The following is a 20,525-nucleotide window of genomic DNA, read 5'->3' as shown; positions in this document are numbered from 1 at the left end:
GAGGGGTTGCCAATACCATGGCAATGACATTCAAAAAACAAAGGGGAGAAGAGCAGGAAGGCAATACCCCAAAGGGGGGGAATAACGAAAGGGAGGCCGCCCGACAGGGCGACCTGAACTCCACAACACAGGCGCTATATCAGCAGATATGGCAGGCAACCTGATGCTGGGCCATCAACCTTGTCAACTTCTCGGGCGGCTCCTGATCGGTAAAGAGCGCGTGAACCTGATTGATGTTGCCGAGGTTGACCATGGCGTTGCGACCAAACTTGGTGTGGTCAGCGGCCAGAAAGACCTGGCGGGAGTGGGCGATGATGGCCTGGGCAATCTTCACCTCGTGATAGTCGAAATCGAGCAGGGAGCCGTCGTTGTCGATGCCCGAAATGCCGATGACGCCATAGTCCATGCGGAACTGGCCGATAAAGTCGCGGGTTGCCTCCCCCACGATGCCGCCATCCCGGTTGCGGATCTCGCCACCGGCGATGATGACAGTGAAGTCATCCTTGGCAGTCAGAATGCTGGCCACGTTGAGGTTGTTGGTGACAATGCGCAGCTCGCGGTGATCAAGCAGGGCGCGGGCAATGGCTTCGGTAGTGGTGCCAATATCGATAAAGAGGGACGAACCATCGGGAATATTGGCAGCTACCTCGCGAGCGATACGCTCTTTCTCCTTGAGCTGCATCACTTTACGGGCGCTGTAGGCGGTATTGACGGTACTCGAATGCAGGGAGGCACCGCCATGATGGCGCCGGATCTTGTTCTGCTCGGCGAGATCGTTCAGATCCCGGCGAATGGTCTGGGGACTGACATCAAAATGGGTCACCAGATCGTCGGTCGAGACAAATCCCTGCCGCGTCAGGACGTCCAGGATCTCCAGATGTCGTTGGGTTTGCTTCACGCTTGCACTCCGATGATGAGACGAAAAAAGGCCCCGGCAGGTGCGGGGCCTTTTGGCAGTTTACCCGATCCCCTTGGGGATCAATAAGCTGAGGATCACGTTTTATGCCTTATGAACCTCGGCTCTGGCTGCCACGGCGAGGTTCTCGTGCTTGAGGGTCATCGCCAGCAGGATAATGGAGAGCACGCAGGATACGGTCAGCACCATAAAGCCGCCGTCCCAACCGAAGTGGTCAACGGTGTAGCCCAGCATGGCGTTGGCCGCCACGGCGCCACCCAGATAACCAAACAGACCGGTGAAACCAGCCGCAGTACCGGCCGCCTTCTTCGGTGCCAGCTCAAGGGCATAGAGGCCAATCAGCATGACAGGGCCATAGATGAGGAAGCCGATGGCCACCAGTGCCAGCATGTCGACGGTCGGGTTGCCAGCCGGGTTGAGCCAGTAGACCAGCACGAACAGGGTTACCAGCACCATGAACAGGATACCGGCCGGCGCACGGCGGCCCTGGAACATCTTGTCAGAGATCCAGCCGCACAGCAGGGTGCCCGGAATACCAGCCCACTCATAGAGGAAGTAAGCCCAGGAGGATTTGTCGACGCTAAAATCCTTGGCCTCTTTCAGGTAGGTCGGCGCCCAGTCCAGCACACCGTAACGAATGAGGTAAACGAAGGCGTTGGCAATGGCGATGTACCACAGCAGTTTATTGTGCAGCACGTACTTGACGAAGATCTCCTTGGCGGAAAACTCCTGCTCGTGGCTCTCGTTGTAATCCTTGGGAAAATCGTTCTTGTACTCTTCGATAGGAGGCAGGCCGACCGATTGCGGGGTATCGCGCATTACGAAGAAGGCGATCACCGCGATGGCCGCCGCAGCGGCTGCCGGGACATAGAAGGCACTGCGCCAGTCGTTGAACCAGCCCATCCCGAGAATGAACAGCGGACCAATCATGCCGCCACCCACGTTGTGGGCCACGTTCCAGACCGAGACCACTTCGCCCCGCTCTTTCTGTGACCACCAGTGCACCATGGTGCGACCGCAGGGCGGCCAGCCCATGCCTTGTGCCCAGCCGTTCAGGAACAAGAGCACGAACATGATGCCGATGCTGGAGGTGGCCCAGTGCATGGTACCCATCATGAACATCAGCGCAGCTGACAGCAGCAGGCCGGCAGAGAGGAAGTAACGGGCGTTGGAGCGGTCAGAGACGTTCCCCATCAGGAACTTGGAGAGACCATAGGCGATGGACACCCCGGAGAGGGCAAAGCCGAGATCTCCGCGGGAAAAACCCTGCTCGACCAGGTAGGGCATGGCCAGACTGAAGTTTTTCCGCACCAGATAGTAGCCGGCGTAACCGAAGAAGATCCCGAAGAACACTTGCCAACGCATGCGTTTGTAGAAGGGGTCGACCTTGTCGGCCGGGAGCCTGTCGATGTGCGCCGCAGGCCTGAAGAGACTAAGCATGTTCTGCTTCCTTATTGTTGTTATGGGCTGTTGAGGGTGCCCTTGAACAGTCAGACGAATCAGGTGAGTCCATTGATTCGTAAGCGAGCCAATTGTGCTCATATGCGCTCATAAGTTCTGTGATGCATGCTCAAATATTGCAGTTTTATTACAAAAAAAGCTCCAAATGAGAAAACACTCATCAAGCGTCATCCCTTGTACAGCAAGGGTTAGCGACTACCCCATAGGGGGTATTATGGAGATTACATATTGCTTTACGTCACATTTTCTTAGCAATGAGTGGGATCTTGTCCACATTTCCCATGGCGGGGGGATGGTGAAATTTATGGGAAGGTTTATTTTCTCTCACGTCCGAGAACGAGCGAAAACGAACATAACGTTTGCGCAAGAAGAATAAAGAACAAGGAAACGTTTTCGGTCGCAATGGATAGCCACAATAAAGATAAAACGGAACATCAAACCTCTACGGGTGGATACCTAAGGAATACTTATGAGCATACAAAGACCCAATACCCTGCTTGGCGAGTGCATCGCCGAGTTTATCGGAACCGGCCTGCTGATCTTCTTCGGCGTCGGATGTGTCGCCGCACTGGTACTGGCGGGAGCCAACTTCGGGCAGTGGGAAATTTCCATTACCTGGGGTCTGGGCGTTGCCATCGCGATCTATGTGACCGGCGGTATTTCGGGTGCCCACCTCAACCCGGCCGTTACCCTGGCGTTGATGACCTTCGCCGGTTTTGACAAGCGCAAAGTCGTACCCTACATCATCGCCCAGATCGCCGGCGCCTTCTGCTTCGCCGCGCTGGTCTACTTCCTCTATAGCAACCTGTTCACCCAGTGGGAAGTGACCCACAACGTGGTGCGCGGCAGCGTCGAGAGCCTCGGCACCGCCGGGATCTTCTCTACCTATCCCAATGGCGCCATCTCCAACCTGCAAGCCTTCACCGTCGAGCTGGTGATCACCGCTGTCCTGATGCTGGGCATCATGGCGCTGGGTGACAACAACAACGGTGCCCCCAAAGGCTTTGCCGCCGCATTGCTGATCGGTATCCTGATCGCCGTGATCGGTGCCTCCCTCGGCCCGTTAACCGGTTTTGCCATGAACCCGGCTCGTGATTTTGGCCCCAAACTGTTCGCCTTCCTGGCCGGCTGGGGTGATGTGGCCATGACCGGTGGCCGTGACAACCCCTACTTCTGGGTCCCCATCCTTGGCCCCATCGTCGGTGCCCAGATTGGTACTGCCCTCTATGTCAAAGTGCTGGCTCCCTGTGTACCTGGCAACCGTGTTGCCGCCACCGAGCAAGCTGCCCAAACCGCCAAAGAAGAGGCCGCCGCCTAAGAGCGCCCCTCCCCAACGTGTAAAAACGTGGAAAATAAAAACGTGGAGAACATCATGTCTGCTGAAAAGAAATATGTCGTCGCTCTGGACCAGGGTACTACCTCTTCCCGCGCCATCGTCTTTGATCAGGATGCCAATATCGTTGGCACCTCCCAGCGCGAATTCACCCAACACTACCCGAAAGCGGGCTGGGTAGAGCACGACCCGATGGAGATCTGGGCAACCCAATCCTCCGTCTTCACCGAAGTGCTGGCCAAGACTGGCCTTCGCAGCGAAGAGATCGCCGCCATCGGTATCACCAACCAGCGTGAAACCACTGTCGTGTGGGAAAAGGCCACCGGCAAACCCATCTACAACGCCATCGTCTGGCAGTGCCGCCGTACTGCGGCCATCTGTGAAGAGCTGAAAGCGCGCGGTCTGGAAGAGTACGTGCGTGAAAACACCGGTCTGGTGCTGGACGCCTACTTCTCCGGTACCAAGGTGAAGTGGATCCTCGACAACGTCGAAGGTGCCCGTGAAAAGGCGATGAACGGCGAACTGCTGTTCGGCACCATCGACACCTGGCTGGTCTGGAAGATGACCAACGGTGAAGTGCACGTCACCGACCCGACCAACGCCTCCCGTACCATGCTCTACAACATCCGCGACCTGAAGTGGGATCAGCGCATGCTGGACGAGCTGGGCATCCCCATGTCCATGCTGCCGGAAGTGAAACCCTCTTCCGAGGTGTATGGCTACACCACCCGTGGCGGCGGCTCCCGCATCCCTATCGCCGGTATCGCCGGTGACCAGCAGTCTGCCCTGTTCGGCCAGCTCTGCTTCGAAAAAGGGATGGCCAAGAACACCTACGGCACTGGCTGCTTCATGCTGATGAACACAGGTACCGAGCCGGTTCGCTCCAGTAACGGCCTGCTGACCACAGTCGCCATCGGCCCGAAAGGGGAAGTGAACTACGCGCTGGAAGGTGCGGTGTTTATGGGCGGCGCTACCATCCAGTGGCTGCGTGACGAGCTCAAGATCATTCACGATGCCCGCGACACCGACTACTTCGCCTCCAAGGTTGGCGATACCAACGGCGTCTATCTGGTACCGGCCTTCGTCGGTCTGGGCGCTCCCTACTGGGATCCGTATGCACGCGGCACCATGGTCGGTCTGACCCGCGGCGCCAACCGCAACCACATCATCCGTGCCGCGCTGGAATCCATCGCCTATCAGAGCCGCGATGTGCTGGATGCGATGCAGCAGGACTCCGGCATCAAGCTGGCAGCCCTGAAAGTAGACGGCGGCGCTGTGGCCAACGACTTCCTGATGCAGTTCCAGTCCGACATGATGCACACCCCGGTGGTACGCCCGACCCGTATCGAGACCACCGCCATGGGCGCCGCCTTCCTGGCAGGTCTGGCCGTCGGCTTCTGGAAAAGCTCGGACGAGCTGGAAGACAAGTTCAGCGTGGACCGCGAGTTCATCCCGCAGATGGACCGCGACGATCGTGCCAAACGCTACAGCGGTTGGAAGAAAGCGGTCGAGCGTTCACGCCGCTGGGCAGAAGAGGAGTGATCGGGTCACCGACACAGCCTTGAGATGAAAAACGTGAGAGGCCGACAGCAATGTCGGCCTCTCTTTTTACCTCTATCTCCCCTCTCCATCCCCTGTCGATATTCACTTATGCACTCGGCACAACTTAATTGAGTTGTTTATCTATAATTTGCTTCTGGGTCGCATCTGCGACCTGTTTTTTACAGGAGCTAGGGATTATGGACAGAGCGATAAACCGATTTTCACTTAACTTCCTCTGGTCAGGACTCGGGATCAGAACCCGCATCCTCTCCGGTGTCGCCATACTGATGGTCATCGCCATCAGTTGTATCACCCTGATCCTGGAACAGATCTCCCACACTCAGGCGCAGCAGCGGGTCGAGCGCTATGAGCTGCCAAGCAGCGTGGATCGTATCGCCAACCAGCTCACTGCCGAGCTGACCCACCACTTGACCGAAGCACAGGCACTGGCCAGCAACAGCTTCGTCATCGACTGGCTGGCTCAGGGCATGCCGGCAGCAGAGTGGCCCAAGATGGAGCACTACTTTCAGGCACTGCAGCAGCGCATTGGCGGCAATGTCTTTATCGCGCCGCTCCAGACCAATACCCTGATCAACTTCAGCGGCGGCCCCACTGCCCAGAAACAGCTGCATGAGTCAGATCTGAAAGATGACTGGTTCTATGGCTTTCTCAAACGTAAGCACCCCTACGAGCTGAACCTCGATATCTCGGACTTTGACAAGCGTGCCTCGCTCTATATCAACACCGCGGTCACGGCCGAAGGCAAGACGCTGGCGGTGGCGGGCACTTCCATCAATATGAATTCACTGCGCAAGCTCATCAGCAGCTACCGGATCGGCAAGAGCGGTCAGGTCTATCTGGCCGACATGAATGGCTCCATCGAAATCCACCCTGATCAGGAGCAGGAGGGCGCGGCCCACCATCAGGCTGCGTTTCTCGACACCGTAAAACAGCTCATTCCCAACGCCCATGAACAGGTTGCCGTCCAATCCCTTTCGCAGAATGGTGAAACCTACCTTATCGCGGTGCGTTACATACCGGCGCTCAACCGCGTGCTGATCGGCGAGATCAACGGCGCTGAGCTGGAGGAGGGACTGCATGAATCCCGCCAGCTCATCATCATGGTCTCGCTCGCTATCGGCACCCTAGCGATGCTGGCGTCGGCTTGGCTCGCCCACTCCATCAGCCGCCCCATTCGCCAAGCCGCCGATGGCATGCACCACATCACTGCTGACCGGGATCTGGCAACCCGCCTCGATTTCTCGGACGAGTCGGAGCTCGGGTTGATGGCCCAGAGCTTCAACCGGCTGATCCAGAGCCTGAACCAGAGCTTCTACCGCTTCCAGCAATCGGGCAGTGCCCTGTCGGCCCAATCCTCCCAGTCACTGCATCAAGCGCAAGCGCTGGCGGGTGAAGCGTGCCAGCAAGCACAGAGCATTCAGGAGCTGACCAACGTGGTCGCTCTCATCGGGGATAATGCCGAACAGATAGCCAGCCGCTCCATGGGGGTCAACGAGGTGACCCACCATATCGCCGGCCATATGCGCACCATCGAGCAGGATGTCACCCAGAGTGCCAACCGGCTTGAGACGCTGCGCAGCAGCATCAGCACCTCCTCTACCCTGCTCGACGAAGTGGTCAAGGACAGCAACGACATTACCCAGATCATGAACCTCATTCGCGACGTCTCGAACCAGACCAACCTGCTGGCTCTTAACGCCGCCATCGAAGCGGCCCGGGCAGGCGACATGGGGCGTGGTTTTGCCGTGGTGGCCGACGAGGTGCGCCAGCTGGCAGTGCGAACACAGACAGCGACCAAGGATGTACAGGATCTGATCCTGCGCCTGCAGGAGGGTACCCGCCAGGCCAGCAACTCGATGACCGACTCGCGCACCTTGAGCGAAGAGGGATACAACCGGATGAGTCAGGCCAAGGAGGTACTGATCGATGCCACCAGCCAGATCAATCAGGCGGCACTCGAGATCAACGAGATAAGTGCATTGGCCCAATCCCAGCATCAGCAGATGGGGCAGGCCAAGGCCGCCCTCGACGAACTGGCCATGGTGGCTGAGCATCAGCGCGAGCATGCAGAGGAGAGCAATGCCGCCAGTCGCGAGCTGTTCGAGCTGGCAAAAGCGATTGATGAGCAGATCCGTCAATACCGCATTCGTTGACCTGCCAGCCTCTCATCCAAATGAAAACGCCACCGCAAGGTGGCGTTTTCATTTTGCGAATCATTTTGCTAGCGCTCTCATAACAGGAATAACGATAAAAAACACAACCTATTGATTATTAACATTAAAAAAGATGGAACGGCGGTTGCTTAGTGATATCAGGCTCAATAAGAGGAATGAGATCATGAAACCGACCAGCACCCGCACCGCCCAAGAAGAGAATGCACTGACCCCCCGCGAAGGCACCTTTCTGATGATGGTCGCCCAACTGGTGGTCCTGACCACCATCGTTCTGGCCGCTACCCTGGGCGGGCTCTCATGGCAGTGGACCCTGCTGCTGGCCGTTCCCCCCGTCATCGGCGGCGCCCTGCTTAGCCGGGTCTTTGGCAAGCTGCCGCGCTAAACCGCTCCCCCCACCTTCCCGCAAAACGGCCGACCCTATGTCGGCCGTTTGTCTATCCGGCCATAAATGCCATTCATCGGCTAGAGGGTATGGCTGCCAAGCTGCTCTTTCAGAAAATCGAGCCAGACCCGCAGCCGGATATCGCGCTGGGCATCGGAGTAAAATACCGCATTGATGGGACGCGAGGCGCCGCTGTTGCTGCGTGCCAGCACCTCCACCAGCGCCCCGCTCGCCCGATCTGGCCCGGTCATAAAGTCCGACAGACAGACGATCCCTTGCCCCGCCAGCGCCAGCTGACGCAAGGTTTCCCCACTGCTTGCACGCAGGCTGGGAGTGATGGGGAAGCGATCCCCCTGCTCGGCACTCAATAGCGGCCAGTGGTTGAGGTGATCGGGATGCAAAAAGCCGAGCAGCTCGTGGCCGTTCAGCAGATCTGCCGGCTGGCGCGGGGTGCCACGCTCGCTCAAATAGCCGGGAGAGGCCAGCAGCCGCAGCCGAGAGCGGCCCAGGGGCAGCGCGCGCAAAGAGGAGTCGCTCAGCTCGCCGATACGGATGGCCATGTCTACCCGCCGCTCCATCAAATTGATAAAGCCCTCCGAGCTGTGCAGTTGCAGCTCGATGGCCGGATAACGACGACGAAACTCGCCGATAATGGGCACCAGCCGATGCAGAATAAAAGGCGTGGCCGCATCGACCCGCAATATCCCCTCCGGCTGTTCGCGGCGCATCAGCAGCAGCCCCTCCGCCTCGCTCATCTCGGTCAGGATCTTCACTGCCCGCTGATAGAACCAGCTCCCCTCCTCGGTCAGACTGACCCGCCTCGTGGTGCGATTGAGCAAAACGGTGGCAAGCTTCTCCTCCAACCGTTTGATGCCGCGGCTCACCACCGAGTTGTCCATACCGAGGTTCTCAGCCGCCTGGCGAAAACTGCCCGCCTCCACCACCGCCACAAACAGGGTCAGTTCATCAGAATGGGTCTTCATTGCTGTTATCCGGACAAGAGTAATGGGCCTTTATAGGCGTAGCCGCTCTGTATTGGCAAGCGTTGCCTGATGTATTCGGGCTGCCACAACCGAGAGATAACGTGATGGCCAGCTCAAACTCTGCTCGGTGTTTGCCGGTAGAATGGGACCGTATTGATTCGTATGAACCCTAATGAAAACAAGGACGAACACGATGACATTTGAAGAGCGGCTGGCAGCAGCCCATCAGGAGCTGGCAAACAAAGGAGTATGGCATGCCAACTACAATCCCCCTTTGTGCAGGCTGCTGCGCAGATTTGGTTATCCCGTCAAACCACCTCACTATGAGGGCTGGCTGACCAACGTTCTGGTATTCGGGGTCGGCATTGGTCTTGCCTGGGGCATGGCGATGTGGTTTTTCAGCTGGCAACCCATGGCGATGGATCTGCTATTTGCCCTGCGCCACACAACCCTGTTTGCGGGATTCTTCGGCTTTACCATGGCATCTTGGCTCTGGCTACGGCGCAAGCAGCTTAAACTGACCCCGTGGGAGCAACTGGAACAAAAACCACACCAACGGTTACAAGAACAAGCTGAGCGAAAATGAATCCCCATACGGGTCTAGACATGACGAATCCATACCTGTACAACCCACCTTTTACATGAATGGAGTCTTCAATTGCTGGAATCTATCGTCATTTTTACTCTGACTGTTTTCATCCATAGTCTACTGCTCGGCTACCGTATAATTCGCCACCACAACTGCAGTTGGCGAACCTTCCAACGCAGCAAGGATCCGGTCCCACTGATTTTTTTTATTCCCTTCAGCACATCCGCAGCCTTGTTGCTCAAGCCACATATCGTGGCTGCGCTCTCTTGAGAAGCAGACCAGAAAAAACGCAAGAGGTGTCAGTAGGCTGGTGCAGCTATCTCTGCCATCATGCCCAATACATCAGCAGGGAGCATAACTTTATGAAAGCTCATGAAAAACTGAACTATGTGGAGTTTGCTGCGCGAGATCTCGCCGCGACCAAGGCATTCTTTCAGGCCGTATTTAGCTGGAAGTTTGTCGATTACGGCCCCGACTACTGCGCCTTTGCCGATGAGGGGCTGGATGGCGGCTTCTATCGGGCGGATCAGTGTAACCTGACAGCTCAGGGCGGCGCCCTGCTGGTCTTCTACAGCGCAGATATTGAAGCGACCCAAGCCAAGGTGAGCCAACACGGAGGCACCATCAACCGCCCTCTTTTCGATTTTCCCGGTGGCCGTCGTTTCCACTTCGTTGAGCCCAGCGGCAATGAGTTTGCCGTCTGGTCGGAACCCGCCGGCGCCTGATAAGCCAGCACCTGATAATAGGGGGCCACGGCCCCCGATTGCTGTGCCTCTCTCAATTCACTGCTGCGCCATTAACCCTGTTTCCGGCAAGTCACGGCAGGCATACTGACCCTTCGTTTTTGCCAAGGAGGTTCAGATGTCATCACCCGTGATTGTGATTGCCCAGCTTGAAGCCAGACCCGAATATGCCGCCCAGTTTCGTGCCGCCCTTGAGCCGCTGATTGCGGCCACCTTGCAGGAGGCTGGCTGCCAGCGCTACCAGCTGCATCAGGACTTGGACAATCCCCACAGCTGGATGCTCTACGAGGTGTGGGAGAGCGAAGCGGCCCTTACCACCCATCAGGGCCAGCCCCACTTTACCGAGTTTGTCGCCAAGGCCGAGCCCTGGTTTGCCAGCAGCACTATTCGCCGCTATCAGCCGCTGGACGCCTGATCCGCCGCGCCACTGAGCGCCCTTTGCAACCCGTTTGAGGAGTAGCATGATGAAGATGCCCAACCTGGGTCTTGGAACCTTTCGCCTGACCGGCCAACCCCTGCGCGACTCTCTGTTGCTGGGGCTGGAACTTGGCTACCGCCATATCGACACCGCCCAGATCTACGCCAACGAAGCCGAAGTGGGCCAGCTGATGAGCGAGAGCGGCGTGCCCCGCCAGGATATCTATCTGACCACCAAGGTGTGGACCAGCGAATTTGGCCCGGGCAAGGTGATCCCGAGCCTTGAGGTGAGCCTTGAAAAACTGGGCACCGACTATCTGGATCTGGCGCTGATCCACTGGCCCTCCCCCAAGGATGAAGTGCCGATGGCTGTCTATCTGGAGCAGCTGGCCGAGGCTAAAGCCTGGGGCCTGACCCGCGAGATCGGGGTCTCCAACTTCACGGTGGCCCAACTCAAACAGGCCATCGAGATTTTGGGGCCGGGCGCCATCGCTCACCAGCAGGTGGAGATCCACCCCCTGCTGCAAAACCGCAAGGTGGTGGAGTTCTGCAAAGCCCACGGTATCGCCATCACCGCCTATATGCCGCTCGCCTATGGCAAGGTGCTCACCGAGCCGCTGCTGATGGAGATCGGCCAGCGCCACGGCGTCTCGGCGGCCCAAGTGTCGCTGGCCTGGCTGCTGGCGCAGGAGATGACTGTGATCCCGAGCTCCACCAAGCGGGAGAATCTCGCCGCTAACCTTGCAGCCCTCAAGGTTAAGCTCACCGCCGAGGAGATGGCCGCCATCGCTACCCTGGAGCGGGGCGAACGCTGCGCCAACCCGGACTTTGCGCCGGATTGGGATTAAACAGAAAAAGATACATAGGCTCTCTCGCTTCGACGGCGAGTACCGGCAACCCTCACGAGCCTATTGCAACCACGAGCTATCCCCTCACCCTCATCCCCAACCCTTCTCCCGCAAGGGGAGAAGGGAGCCAATAACGCTCAGCGACATTGTTCAGCAAAATCGGGAGGTATCATGCCTCCCGCTTTTCTGCCCTTTAATCTCACTCTACTCACTCCCGCACGCACAGCAGGTTCAGCCAACCCTGTCGCCTTCCATTTCCCCCGTCCTCGTTTCCTCTTTGTACCCTACTCGCTCAGCACGCTTTGTCTCTGCTCTCCAGTCATTTCGCTCTCATATCTCTTCCCCCTCTTTGCGGCAACGTTTGTCTCTCCCATTCCCCTCCGACTCATCGCCATTGCTGCTGATTTGGCAAAAGTAATTTGCTGTCACTATCATTTTTGCCAACAAACCGCCTAGGCATACTGGCGCCATTCTCCCGTCGGGAGTCCCTAACCAAGGAGTTGTTATGCCACTGGCGTTATTTGCCCTTACCTTAAGTGCCTTTGCGATCGGCACCACCGAATTTGTGATTGTGGGGCTTATCCCCACCATAGCCGAGCAGCTCAATGTCTCGCTCCCCTCGGCGGGCCTGTTGGTCAGCCTCTATGCCCTTGGCGTAGCCATCGGCGCCCCCGTGCTCACGGCGCTCACCGGCAAGGTGCCGCGCAAGTGGTTGCTGGTAGGGCTGATGGCACTCTTTACCGCCGGCAACCTGCTCGCCTGGCAGGCCCCGGGTTACGAGAGCCTGATCGTGGCCCGCATCCTCACCGGATTGGCCCACGGGGTCTTCTTCTCGGTGGGCAGCACCATCGCCACAGGTCTTGTAGCCAAAGAGAAGGCTGCGAGCGCCATCGCCATCATGTTCAGCGGCCTGACTGTGGCGCTGGTGACCGGCGTACCGCTCGGCACCTGGATTGGTCAGGTCTTTGGCTGGCGTGAAACTTTTCTGGCGGTAAGCCTGCTCGGCCTCGTCGCCATGGTGGGCAGCCTGCTGCTGATCCCGAACAACCTGCCCAAGGGGGCAGCCTCGACCATCCGCGAGCAACTCTCGGTACTGACCAACAAGCCGCTGCTGCTGGTCTACGCCAAAACCGCCCTCGGTTATGGCGGCGCCTTCACGGCCTTTACTTTCCTCGCCCCGATCCTGCAGCAGGTGAGCGGCTTTAGCGCCGGTTCGGTGAGCCTGATCCTGCTGGTGTACGGGGTATCGGTCGCCGTCGGCAATATCTGGGGCGGCAAGCTGGCCGACAAGATGGGCCCCCTGCCCGCCCTCAAGCTGCTGTTTGCCGGTCTGGCGCTGGTGCTGCTGGCCCTGACCTTCACCGCGCCGCACCCGGTGCTGGCGGTGCTCACCGTGCTGGTGTGGGGCGCCTTTGCCTTCGGCAACGTGCCGGGTCTGCAAGTACTGGTGGTGAAGCAGGCCGAACTGCACACCCCCAAGGCGGTGGATGTGGCATCGGGCCTCAATATCGCCGCCTTCAACGTCGGCATTGCGCTCGGCTCCGTAGTCGGTGGCTTGGTGGTAGAGCACCTCGGCCTGATGCACACCCCCTGGATCGGCGCCCTTATCGTGCTGCTGGCCTACGGGCTAACCCATGTCAGCGAGCGCCGCGAAACCCTCCGGCTCGCCGCCTGTCAGGCATAAGCTGCGCCAGCAGGCGTCACGCAAGGGCGTGGCGCCTGCTGCAATCGGTGCGGCAGGCTTCTATGCTGTGACACAGCGTCAACCCGGCAACTGTTTCAGCAACCAAGCCTGTCACCCTCGCATCATTTGCCACGGAGTCTGTTATGAAGGTGCTTATTGTCTATGCCCATCCCGAACCCAAAAGTTTCAGCGGAGCCCTCTTCTGCCACGCCATCAGGGCGCTGGAGCAGGCGGGCCACACCGTGATGACCAGCGATCTCTATGCTATAGGCTTTGAGCCCGTCTCGGATCGACGCAACTTCACCATCGCCAACGATCCCGACTTTCTCAAGCTGCAGCTTGAAGAGCTGGCTGCCACCGCGCAGGGCAGCTTTGCCCCGCAGCTAGAGCAGGAGATGCAAAAGCTGGAGGCGGCCGATCTGCTGATCTTCCAGTTTCCGCTCTGGTGGTTTGGCCTGCCCGCCATCCTCAAGGGGTGGGTGGATAGAGTCTTTGCCATGGGACGGGTCTACGGTCAGGGCCATATCTACGAGAGCGGCAAGTTTCGCGGCAAGCGGGCACTGCTGAGCCTGACCACCGGCGGCCCTGCCGAGACCTATCTGCCCGATGGCTTCAACGGCGATATCGACGGGGTGCTGCGCCCCATCCAGCGCGGGATCCTGCAATTTGTCGGCTTTGACGTGCTGCGCCCCCATATCTGCTATGCCCCGGTGCGGGTCTCGCAAGAAGAGCGGGAAGCCTGGCTCGCCCAGTGGGCCGAGCGCCTTGGCCAGATTGAGCTGGAGTCCCCCATCGCGGTCGGCCGCTACCAGTAGTAGCTGACGCCCCCCAAAGCACAAAAACAGCGAGCGGCCCCCGGCCGCTCGCTGTTTTTCACGCTCTGTCGTTATGGTTTTTGTTATCCGTGGGCAAGCCTTATGCCGCCTGTTGCACGCCTGCTTTGCCGGTCACCGCCCGCTTGAGCCAGTAGTCGAGGCTGACGTAGCGGCCCCCGCCGTAAACCAGCAGCACCAGCAGCATCACGAAGTAGGTAGCGGCAAACTCCATCCCGTTGTTGAGCATCACAGGATCCCCGAGCTCGGTGATGTAGTTGTAGCGACCGGGGAAATTGGCGGCCAGCCACTCGATAAAGCCGTTGAGGCGCAAGGTGGCCTCCATGCTGCCGGTGGCGATGGCGTCCCAGCCGTGCTTCCAGTGCACCATAGCGCTCGCCACGCTCATCAGGAAGATGGTGGGAATGGCCATGATGCGGGTAAAGAGGCCAAGGGCGATGCAGATGCAGCCCAGCACCTCGGTGCCCGCCGCCAGAAAGGCGAGCAGGGTCGGGAACGGCAAGTTGAGCCCCCCTTCCGAGACCGGTGCGCCAAACCAGGCGACGGTGCCGGCAAAGCCCATCACCTTGGAGTGGGCCCCCACATAGATGACCGGAATGAGATAGAGGCGAATAGCCAGCAGGGCCAGAAAATCGAGCCGCTTGCACTGGGCCACCGCCCGCTCGTACCACTGGATCAGGGTGTTGTTCATGGAAATTCTCCTTGGTGTTTGTTAAATGGGGGCAAGGGCGCGCCGGTCTGGCGCTCGCCAACGGACAAGGTCAGCAGACCCAGCCGGTAAAAATGGCGTGCCCACTTGATCAGATCAAAGTCGCTGCGAACCTGTTGCACCTGTTGCTGGAACGCGGCTTGGGTGATCCCCGGCTGCTGTTGCAGCAGCTGGATCAACGCCACATCCCATTCGCGCAACCGTTGGGTCACCACCTGATGCTCCGGGCTGCGAAACAGGCCATAGAAGTGGTTGCCCTGCTGGGTCGGCACTACGCCGCTGCGACGGATGGCAAAGGGGAGCTCAAGCAGTTGCAGGGTGGGATTGAGCACAAACGAACTCTCCGCCGTTACCTCCTCCCCCGGCAACACTTGCGGCACTACCCCTTCATCAATCTCGACACAGAGGCAGGCCCACTCATACTCCAGCAGCGCCAGCCGCTGCCTGGGCCAGTTGAGAGAGCCCTCGCCGTGGCGATGCTGCACATAGCGGACAAACTCGGTGGCGATATGGTGAAACTCGGGGGCCACGGCGCCGTGCGCGATGACAAACCCCTCCACCAGCTGCCCTCTGTCCACCGGCGCCCAGTGAGCGTGGGTGAGCGGAAAAGCGCTCTCCAGCACCGACTCCACGTTGGCGCGCACGCTGCGGGCATAGTGGCTGGCGATGCCATCCTGCGGCAGCCGCACCCGGCTCGCCAGCCAGGCGGTCTGCTGCTGCATCCGCTGCGGGGCCGTTTTGGGCGATGTAATAAGAGATAACCGTCTATCCATAGCGCACCTCCCGCACCTGATGGTCGATCGCCTCGCAACAGGCGCCATGCACCCGCGCCAGCTCGGCCTCCAGCTCTGCCAGCGGTGGCAGATGGTGATCCCGCTCCAGCAGCAGGGGGCGCAGGCCGTGGGTCTGCACCGTATAACGGGCCAGCGCCACCACCTCCTCACAGACCGGACGACCATGGGTATCCAGCAAGGTGCCGTCCGCCTCTTCCAGATGACCGGCGATATGGAAATAGCGGATCGCACTGCCCGGCAGCCCGGCGATCATCCGCTTGGGGCAGTAACCGTGGTTGCGGCTGTTCACAAAGACGTTGTTGATATCGAGCAGCAGCTCGCAGCCGCTGCGCGCCACCAGCTCGGCGAGAAAATCCTCCTCCGGCATCTCGTGGTCATAGCCGTGGTAGTAGGAGATATTTTCCAGCACCAGCGGGCGGGCCAGCGCCTCCTGCACCTGCGCGATCCGCTCGGCCAGATAGGGGATGTTCTCCCACTGGCGCGGCACCGGCAGCAGTTCGTAGAGATAACCCTGCTGGTCGCGGGAAAAGCTCAAATGCTCGCTGTAGATATCGATGCCGAACTCATCCAGAAAGGTGCGGATCTGGCTGAGCAGGGTTCGGTTGAGGGGCTGACAATCGCCGAGGGAGAGGCTGAGGCCGTGTGCCACCAGCGGGTACCGCTCGGCCAGCTGATGCAACTGCGCCCGCCTGGCGCCGCCGATGGCCATCCAGTTCTCCGGCGCCAGCTCGAGAAAATCGATGCCGGGGCGGATAGGGCCGGAGCAGAGCGCATCCAGATGCTCCTGCCGCAGCCCGATCCCCCGACTGCGGGAGCTTATTGGCCGCATACCCCCTCCGTCATCTTGCTGCCGTTGTTGGAACCGGATCTGTCGTCATCAATCCCCTCGCCCGCCACGCCGCACTTGCCATCGCGGGCGCGTACCAGCCGCCCCTGTGGGTCACTGTCGAGCGCTTGCTTTTCAAAGCGCTTCTCGGTGCCGCACTTGCCCGCCGCACACTTGCCGCCGTGCTGTTCGCTGGGGGCGGCTTTCACCGGCGCATCGCTCGGGGTGGCCGCCAGCGCCAGCCCCGGGGTCAGGGCAATCAGGCTGGTCATGGCGATGGAGAGGGTCAGTTTGTTGGTCTTGTTGCTGCTTGGGTTACTCATGAGTGAACTCCTTGACGGATGAAACGGGGTAGCTGGAGAGATCGCGGGCGGCAATCACCTGACCGCGGAACTGCGACTTGACGATGTCGAGCGCCTCGCTCTTGCGGCTCAGCCCCAACCCCATCCAGTGGTTGAGCACCAGCAACTTGGGGTTCACCTCGGCGGCAATTTTTGCCACCACAGATGGCTTGGCATGAAGCGAGGCGGAGACCGGATCGGCCCCTTCGTGGATGGCGAGCGGCATCACCAGAATGTCGGCGCCCCGGGCAAAATCGAGGAAAGCGGGGTTGGAACCGTTCTGATCCGCCGAGATGACGATGCTCCCTTCGGCGCTCTGGATCCGGTAGGCCAGACAGGGCACGTCCCCGTGGGGGATGCCGAGCGCAGTGATGGTCAGCCCATCCTGCTGATAGACGGTGTGGGGTTTTGGCCCCCGATAGGGGACATCAATCAGGGTGATGGGAAAGAGACCATCGGTGCCATCCTTGAAGCCGCTCAGGTAGGCATAGGCCCCCTTCTCCTTGTTGAAGAGGGCGTCAAAGTAGCCGCTCATGCTGGGGAAGGCCGAACCCGCCTCGGGCCCCGCCAGATCCAGCGGGTCACTGCGCTCGAAGAAGTAGGCCCCCTTGAGCAGGGCGGGCAGGTCGGTCACATGGTCGGTGTGAAAGTGGGTGATGCCGATAAAATCGACCTCTTCGAGCTTGGCCCCCGCCTGACCGAAGCGCAGGTAGACGCCGCCACCGGCATCGATCAGGATGCGGGATTTCCCCTTCCACCAGATCACCTCGCTGGAGGAGGCGCGCTGATCGTCGGAGATGGGGCCGCCGCTACCGAGCACCTGCAGGGTGAAGTTCTTGTCCAGTGGCGTCAGTTGTACGCCCTGGCTGGCGGCACCCGCCGGCGCGGCGGCAAGGGCGCAGCCGATGGCCAGCGCCACCGCTTTCAATGTCTGTTTCATATTGATTACCTGTCGGTTGAGTGACAGTTCGCGACTGTCAGTGAAGTGGCAGGGTGGTCGGGCGGCGCAACTGGCAGCCCGACCGGGCATGCGGGTCAACCCCGCAGATCAGCTCTGGTCGCGGTCAGCCGCTTCCCAGCGCGCTTCCAGCCAGAGCAGATTGCACAAGCCCAGCAACAGGGCAAAGCCGAGCCCCAGTATCCAGGTGAAGTACCACATGGAGTCCTCCTTATGGTCAGTAGAGTTGATGGCCGTCGCGCTTGATGCGGGCCCGGTCGAGCTTGCCGCGCACCACCCGATAGACCCAGCCGGTGTAGCCGAGGTTGACCGGCATCAGCACCAGCACGATGCCGAACATGATGGCCAACGTCTTGTAGCTGGAGGTGCCATCCCACAGGGTCAGGCTGCTCTCGGCATCAAGGGTTGAAGGGAGCACGAAGGGGAAGAGCGAGATGGCCACCGAGCCAAGCATGGCGATGCAGGCGGCGGCGCTTGCCACCAGAGCCAGCCGTCCGCGCTCCAGCCAGGCGGCGATGCCGCTCGCCAGTGGCGCCAGCGCGCCAATCACCGGCACCAGCCAGAGCAGCGGCTGCTCGTGGTAGTTGCGCAGCCAGCCGGCGACATGGGGGGTGACCCCCTTCATCAGCGGGCTTAGCACGGCGTTGCCGTCAAAGGGCTGGCCCGCCAGACCGGTCAGCTGATAGCCCTGCAGATCCACCAGATGCCAGCCGGCAAGCAGGTAGAAAAAGGTCACCAGCGGTGCCAGCAGGATGGCGATGCCCCGTGAGCGCAGCGCGGGCGTCCCCGTTACCTTGGCTTGCAAAAAGCTGGCGCCGTGCAGCAGCAGCAAGGTGATGGCGGTGGCCAGCACCGAGAGCAGCCAGCCCCAGTGGAAGTCGAACGCGCCGTAGTGCAGGCGCAGCGCCGTGTCGAAGCGAAACGGCAAGCCCTGCATCACCAGACCGATGGCGGCGCCGAGGATCAGGGTCGGTATCAGACCGCCGGCCACCAGCGCCCGATCCCACCAGCGGCGCCACAGCGGGTCGGTCAGCTTGCTGCGGTAGTCAAAGCCGACCGGGCGCAGAAAGAGGCCGAGCAGCAGCACCACCATGGGGATATAGAGCACCGAGAAGGCGGCGGCATAGACCAGCGGCCAGGCGGCGAACAGGGCGCCGGCACCGGCGATGAGCCACACCTGATTGCCCTCCCACACCGGCCCCACGCTGTTGATCACCAGCCGCCGGTCGTCGTCATCCTGCGAGACCACCGGAAGCAGCATGGCGATGCCGAGATCGAAGCCATCCATCACGATAAAGCCGACCATCATGAAGAGCAGCAGCGCCCACCAGATGAGTTTCAGGGTTGCATAATCCATCAGGCGATCCTCGCAAGTTCGGGTTGTTCACCGCTGTAGCGGCCGGTGTGGAGAATGGCGGGCCCCTTGCGGATCACCCGGCGCAGCAGGAAGAGCTCCACCACCAGCAACAGGGTGTAGATGGAACAGATGGCGATGAGACTGAACCAGAGCTGGCCCGGGGTAAGCAGGGAGACCGAGGCCGAGACCGGCAGCACGTCGCTGATGGTCCAGGGCTGGCGACCAAACTCGGCCACAAACCAGCCCGCCTCGATGGCAATCCAGGGCAGCGGTATGCTCCAGAGCAGGGTCTTGAGCAGGCGTGGCGAGCTCTGCAGCTGGTTGCGGCAGAGCTGGACAAAGCTCACCACCATCAGCCCCAGCATCGCGACCCCCAGCCCCACCATCAGGCGAAAACCGAAGAAGAGCGGCGCCACCTGCGGGATGGAGTCCTCCACCGCTTTGGCAATCTCCGCCTCCCCCGCCTTGGCAATATTGCTGGCATAGGGGGTGAGCAGCAGACCGTAGCCAAGATCCTTGCCGTGCTTGGCAAACAGCGCCCGGTTTTCGGCCGAGTCGTTTCCAGCGCGGATCTGTTCGAGCGCACCGGACGCCACCATACCGCTGCGAATGCGCGCCTCGTGCTGTACCTTGAGATCCTTGATACCGGTCACCGCCTCATCGAGGGAGCGAGTGGCGATGATCCCCATCAGATACGGGATCTTGATGGCGGCGTGAGTGGTCTCCCCCTGCTGATCCGGAAAGCCGAACAGGGTGAATGACGCTGGCGCCGGCTCGGTATGCCACTCCGCCTCGATGGCGGCGAGCTTCACTTTCTGCACCTCACCGGTGCGATAGCCAGACTCATCCCCGAGCACGATGACCGAGAGGATGGCGGCCAGCCCGAAGCCGGAGGCGATGGCAAAAGAGCGCAGGGCGAACTGCACCTCGGTTTTGCGCAGCAGATACCAGCTGCTCACCCCCATCACAAACATGGAGGCAGCCACATAACCCGCCGCAACGGTGTGAACGAACTTCACCTGCGCCACCGGGTTGAGCAGCACGGCGGCAATATCCACCAGCTCCATGCGCTGGGTCAGCAGGTTGAACTCGGCCCCCACCGGGTTTTGCATCCAGCCATTGCCGATCAGGATCCAGAGCGCCGAGAGGTTGGAGCCGAGCGCCACCAGCATGGTCACCAGCAGGTGCTTGCCGCGGGAGAGCTTGTCCCAGCCGAAGAAGAAGAGCCCCACCAGGGTCGATTCGAGGAAGAAGGCCATCAGCCCCTCGATGGCCAGCGGGGTACCGAAGATGTCCCCCACGTAGTGGGAGTAATAGGCCCAGTTGGTGCCGAACTGAAACTCCATGGTGATCCCCGTGGTGACCCCCATGACGAAGTTGATGCCAAACAGTTTGCCCCAGAAGCGGGTGATGTCCTGATAGATCACCTTGCCGGTCATCACATAGGCCGACTCGGCGATCACCAGGATCCAGGACAGCCCCAGGGTGAGGGGGACAAACAGGAAGTGGAACAGGGCCGTGGCGCCAAATTGCAGGCGCGACAGGCTGACCACGTCATCCGGATTGATCATGCGTCACTCTCTTTTGTTGTATTTGCCTTGCACGTTTCATGCA

The 20,525-nt window shown here is 60.1% G+C and carries 21 protein-coding genes; 10 read left to right on the top strand and 11 right to left on the bottom strand.

The window, feature by feature from the left end; all coding sequences use genetic code 11:
• Positions 1–139 precede the first annotated feature (139 nt).
• Both BS300_RS05055 and glpT read right to left on the bottom strand, forming a co-directional pair.
• Positions 140–898, bottom strand: coding sequence for a DeoR/GlpR family transcriptional regulator (locus tag BS300_RS05055; RefSeq protein WP_033112910.1), 759 nt, complete (start codon positions 896–898; stop codon positions 140–142).
• A 102-nt stretch (positions 899–1,000) separates the two neighbouring features.
• On the bottom strand, positions 1,001–2,356 hold the full coding sequence (glpT, locus tag BS300_RS05050) for a glycerol-3-phosphate transporter (RefSeq protein WP_071911189.1): 1,356 nt from the start codon (positions 2,354–2,356) through the stop codon (positions 1,001–1,003).
• A gap of 490 nt (positions 2,357–2,846) precedes the next feature.
• Here glpT and BS300_RS05045 point away from each other — a divergent pair, with 490 nt between their 5' ends.
• The 4 genes from BS300_RS05045 (at position 2,847) to BS300_RS05030 (ending at position 7,829) form a co-directional block, all read left to right on the top strand.
• Positions 2,847–3,695, top strand: a complete 849-nt coding sequence (locus tag BS300_RS05045) for an MIP/aquaporin family protein (protein WP_033112912.1) — start codon at positions 2,847–2,849, stop codon at positions 3,693–3,695.
• A gap of 54 nt (positions 3,696–3,749) precedes the next feature.
• Entirely contained in the window at positions 3,750–5,252 is a 1,503-nt protein-coding gene (glpK, locus tag BS300_RS05040) for a glycerol kinase GlpK (RefSeq protein ID WP_033112913.1), read from the top strand.
• Positions 5,253–5,449: 197 nt separating this feature from the next.
• Positions 5,450–7,426, top strand: coding sequence for a methyl-accepting chemotaxis protein (locus BS300_RS05035; RefSeq protein WP_071911188.1), 1,977 nt, complete (start codon positions 5,450–5,452; stop codon positions 7,424–7,426).
• Positions 7,427–7,610: 184 nt separating this feature from the next.
• Complete coding sequence (locus BS300_RS05030) at positions 7,611–7,829, top strand: hypothetical protein (RefSeq protein WP_043849457.1); 219 nt, start codon at positions 7,611–7,613, stop codon at positions 7,827–7,829.
• A gap of 80 nt (positions 7,830–7,909) precedes the next feature.
• Here BS300_RS05030 and BS300_RS05025 read toward each other — a convergent pair whose 3' ends face one another.
• Positions 7,910–8,812: a LysR substrate-binding domain-containing protein gene (locus tag BS300_RS05025; RefSeq protein WP_041208521.1), complete on the bottom strand. Its 903-nt coding sequence runs from the start codon at positions 8,810–8,812 to the stop codon at positions 7,910–7,912.
• A gap of 193 nt (positions 8,813–9,005) precedes the next feature.
• Here BS300_RS05025 and BS300_RS05020 point away from each other — a divergent pair, with 193 nt between their 5' ends.
• From BS300_RS05020 to BS300_RS04995, 6 genes are all read left to right on the top strand, one after another.
• Positions 9,006–9,398 (top strand): DUF6404 family protein, encoded by a 393-nt coding sequence (locus BS300_RS05020; protein WP_071911186.1) that lies wholly within the window; start codon positions 9,006–9,008, stop codon positions 9,396–9,398.
• Positions 9,399–9,763: 365 nt separating this feature from the next.
• Positions 9,764–10,126 (top strand): VOC family protein, encoded by a 363-nt coding sequence (locus tag BS300_RS05015; RefSeq protein ID WP_071911184.1) that lies wholly within the window; start codon positions 9,764–9,766, stop codon positions 10,124–10,126.
• Between the two features lie 136 nt (positions 10,127–10,262).
• On the top strand, positions 10,263–10,559 hold the full coding sequence (locus BS300_RS05010) for a putative quinol monooxygenase (RefSeq protein ID WP_071911181.1): 297 nt from the start codon (positions 10,263–10,265) through the stop codon (positions 10,557–10,559).
• A 46-nt stretch (positions 10,560–10,605) separates the two neighbouring features.
• Positions 10,606–11,409 carry a 2,5-didehydrogluconate reductase DkgB gene (dkgB, locus tag BS300_RS05005; protein WP_071911177.1) on the top strand — a complete coding sequence of 268 codons (804 nt, stop codon included), beginning with the start codon at positions 10,606–10,608 and terminating at the stop codon, positions 11,407–11,409.
• A 505-nt stretch (positions 11,410–11,914) separates the two neighbouring features.
• Positions 11,915–13,093 (top strand): MFS transporter, encoded by a 1,179-nt coding sequence (locus tag BS300_RS05000; RefSeq protein ID WP_071911175.1) that lies wholly within the window; start codon positions 11,915–11,917, stop codon positions 13,091–13,093.
• Between the two features lie 143 nt (positions 13,094–13,236).
• A complete protein-coding gene (locus BS300_RS04995; protein ID WP_071911173.1) occupies positions 13,237–13,908 on the top strand; it encodes an NAD(P)H-dependent oxidoreductase in 672 nt (223 codons plus the stop codon).
• Positions 13,909–14,008: 100 nt separating this feature from the next.
• Here BS300_RS04995 and BS300_RS04990 read toward each other — a convergent pair whose 3' ends face one another.
• From BS300_RS04990 to BS300_RS04955, 8 genes are all read right to left on the bottom strand, one after another.
• The gene (locus tag BS300_RS04990; RefSeq protein WP_064338242.1) at positions 14,009–14,617 is read right to left on the bottom strand and encodes a DoxX family protein; all 609 of its coding nucleotides are present in this window, start codon (positions 14,615–14,617) and stop codon (positions 14,009–14,011) included.
• On the bottom strand, positions 14,614–15,408 hold the full coding sequence (locus BS300_RS04985; protein ID WP_071911171.1) for a putative DNA-binding domain-containing protein: 795 nt from the start codon (positions 15,406–15,408) through the stop codon (positions 14,614–14,616). Before BS300_RS04985 ends, BS300_RS04990 begins: the two co-directional genes overlap by 4 nt.
• On the bottom strand, positions 15,401–16,258 hold the full coding sequence (locus BS300_RS04980) for a DUF692 domain-containing protein (RefSeq protein ID WP_071911169.1): 858 nt from the start codon (positions 16,256–16,258) through the stop codon (positions 15,401–15,403). Before BS300_RS04980 ends, BS300_RS04985 begins: the two co-directional genes overlap by 8 nt.
• Positions 16,246–16,578: a hypothetical protein gene (locus BS300_RS04975; protein WP_071911167.1), complete on the bottom strand. Its 333-nt coding sequence runs from the start codon at positions 16,576–16,578 to the stop codon at positions 16,246–16,248. The genes BS300_RS04980 and BS300_RS04975 overlap by 13 nt, the downstream gene beginning before the upstream one ends.
• A complete protein-coding gene (locus BS300_RS04970; protein ID WP_071911165.1) occupies positions 16,571–17,536 on the bottom strand; it encodes an MBL fold metallo-hydrolase in 966 nt (321 codons plus the stop codon). Before BS300_RS04970 ends, BS300_RS04975 begins: the two co-directional genes overlap by 8 nt.
• Positions 17,537–17,644: 108 nt before the next feature.
• On the bottom strand, positions 17,645–17,755 hold the full coding sequence (gene cydX, locus BS300_RS04965) for a cytochrome bd-I oxidase subunit CydX (RefSeq protein WP_043849476.1): 111 nt from the start codon (positions 17,753–17,755) through the stop codon (positions 17,645–17,647).
• A gap of 16 nt (positions 17,756–17,771) precedes the next feature.
• Positions 17,772–18,911: a cytochrome d ubiquinol oxidase subunit II gene (gene cydB / locus BS300_RS04960; RefSeq protein ID WP_071911163.1), complete on the bottom strand. Its 1,140-nt coding sequence runs from the start codon at positions 18,909–18,911 to the stop codon at positions 17,772–17,774.
• Positions 18,911–20,482, bottom strand: coding sequence for a cytochrome ubiquinol oxidase subunit I (locus BS300_RS04955; protein ID WP_071911161.1), 1,572 nt, complete (start codon positions 20,480–20,482; stop codon positions 18,911–18,913). Before BS300_RS04955 ends, cydB begins: the two co-directional genes overlap by 1 nt.
• Positions 20,483–20,525 lie beyond the last annotated feature (43 nt).

Origin of the sequence: Aeromonas sp. SCS5 (genome assembly GCF_001887375.1) — a bacterium.
In the GTDB taxonomy this organism is placed as follows: Bacteria; Pseudomonadota; Gammaproteobacteria; order Enterobacterales; family Aeromonadaceae; genus Aeromonas; species Aeromonas jandaei.
Note: the sequence above shows the minus strand (reverse complement) of the source record. Positions and strands in the feature narration are given on the sequence as shown.

Excerpts from the sequence above, each read along its gene's own strand:
- BS300_RS04975 (WP_071911167.1), bottom strand. The coding sequence starts at position 16,578 with ATGAGTAACCCAAGCAGCAACAAGACCAACAAACTGACCCTCTCCATC.
- BS300_RS05015 (WP_071911184.1), top strand. The coding sequence starts at position 9,764 with ATGAAAGCTCATGAAAAACTGAACTATGTGGAGTTTGCTGCGCGAGAT.
- BS300_RS05025 (WP_041208521.1), bottom strand. The coding sequence starts at position 8,812 with ATGAAGACCCATTCTGATGAACTGACCCTGTTTGTGGCGGTGGTGGAG.
- BS300_RS05045 (WP_033112912.1), top strand. The coding sequence starts at position 2,847 with ATGAGCATACAAAGACCCAATACCCTGCTTGGCGAGTGCATCGCCGAG.
- BS300_RS04990 (WP_064338242.1), bottom strand. The coding sequence starts at position 14,617 with ATGAACAACACCCTGATCCAGTGGTACGAGCGGGCGGTGGCCCAGTGC.
- BS300_RS04995 (WP_071911173.1), top strand. The coding sequence starts at position 13,237 with ATGAAGGTGCTTATTGTCTATGCCCATCCCGAACCCAAAAGTTTCAGC.
- BS300_RS05035 (WP_071911188.1), top strand. The coding sequence starts at position 5,450 with ATGGACAGAGCGATAAACCGATTTTCACTTAACTTCCTCTGGTCAGGA.
- BS300_RS05010 (WP_071911181.1), top strand. The coding sequence starts at position 10,263 with ATGTCATCACCCGTGATTGTGATTGCCCAGCTTGAAGCCAGACCCGAA.
- dkgB (WP_071911177.1), top strand. The coding sequence starts at position 10,606 with ATGATGAAGATGCCCAACCTGGGTCTTGGAACCTTTCGCCTGACCGGC.
- BS300_RS04955 (WP_071911161.1), bottom strand. The coding sequence starts at position 20,482 with ATGATCAATCCGGATGACGTGGTCAGCCTGTCGCGCCTGCAATTTGGC.
- cydB (WP_071911163.1), bottom strand. The coding sequence starts at position 18,911 with ATGGATTATGCAACCCTGAAACTCATCTGGTGGGCGCTGCTGCTCTTC.
- BS300_RS04980 (WP_071911169.1), bottom strand. The coding sequence starts at position 16,258 with ATGCGGCCAATAAGCTCCCGCAGTCGGGGGATCGGGCTGCGGCAGGAG.
- BS300_RS04985 (WP_071911171.1), bottom strand. The coding sequence starts at position 15,408 with ATGGATAGACGGTTATCTCTTATTACATCGCCCAAAACGGCCCCGCAG.
- BS300_RS04970 (WP_071911165.1), bottom strand. The coding sequence starts at position 17,536 with ATGAAACAGACATTGAAAGCGGTGGCGCTGGCCATCGGCTGCGCCCTT.
- cydX (WP_043849476.1), bottom strand. The coding sequence starts at position 17,755 with ATGTGGTACTTCACCTGGATACTGGGGCTCGGCTTTGCCCTGTTGCTG.
- BS300_RS05020 (WP_071911186.1), top strand. The coding sequence starts at position 9,006 with ATGACATTTGAAGAGCGGCTGGCAGCAGCCCATCAGGAGCTGGCAAAC.
- BS300_RS05000 (WP_071911175.1), top strand. The coding sequence starts at position 11,915 with ATGCCACTGGCGTTATTTGCCCTTACCTTAAGTGCCTTTGCGATCGGC.
- glpT (WP_071911189.1), bottom strand. The coding sequence starts at position 2,356 with ATGCTTAGTCTCTTCAGGCCTGCGGCGCACATCGACAGGCTCCCGGCC.
- glpK (WP_033112913.1), top strand. The coding sequence starts at position 3,750 with ATGTCTGCTGAAAAGAAATATGTCGTCGCTCTGGACCAGGGTACTACC.
- BS300_RS05030 (WP_043849457.1), top strand. The coding sequence starts at position 7,611 with ATGAAACCGACCAGCACCCGCACCGCCCAAGAAGAGAATGCACTGACC.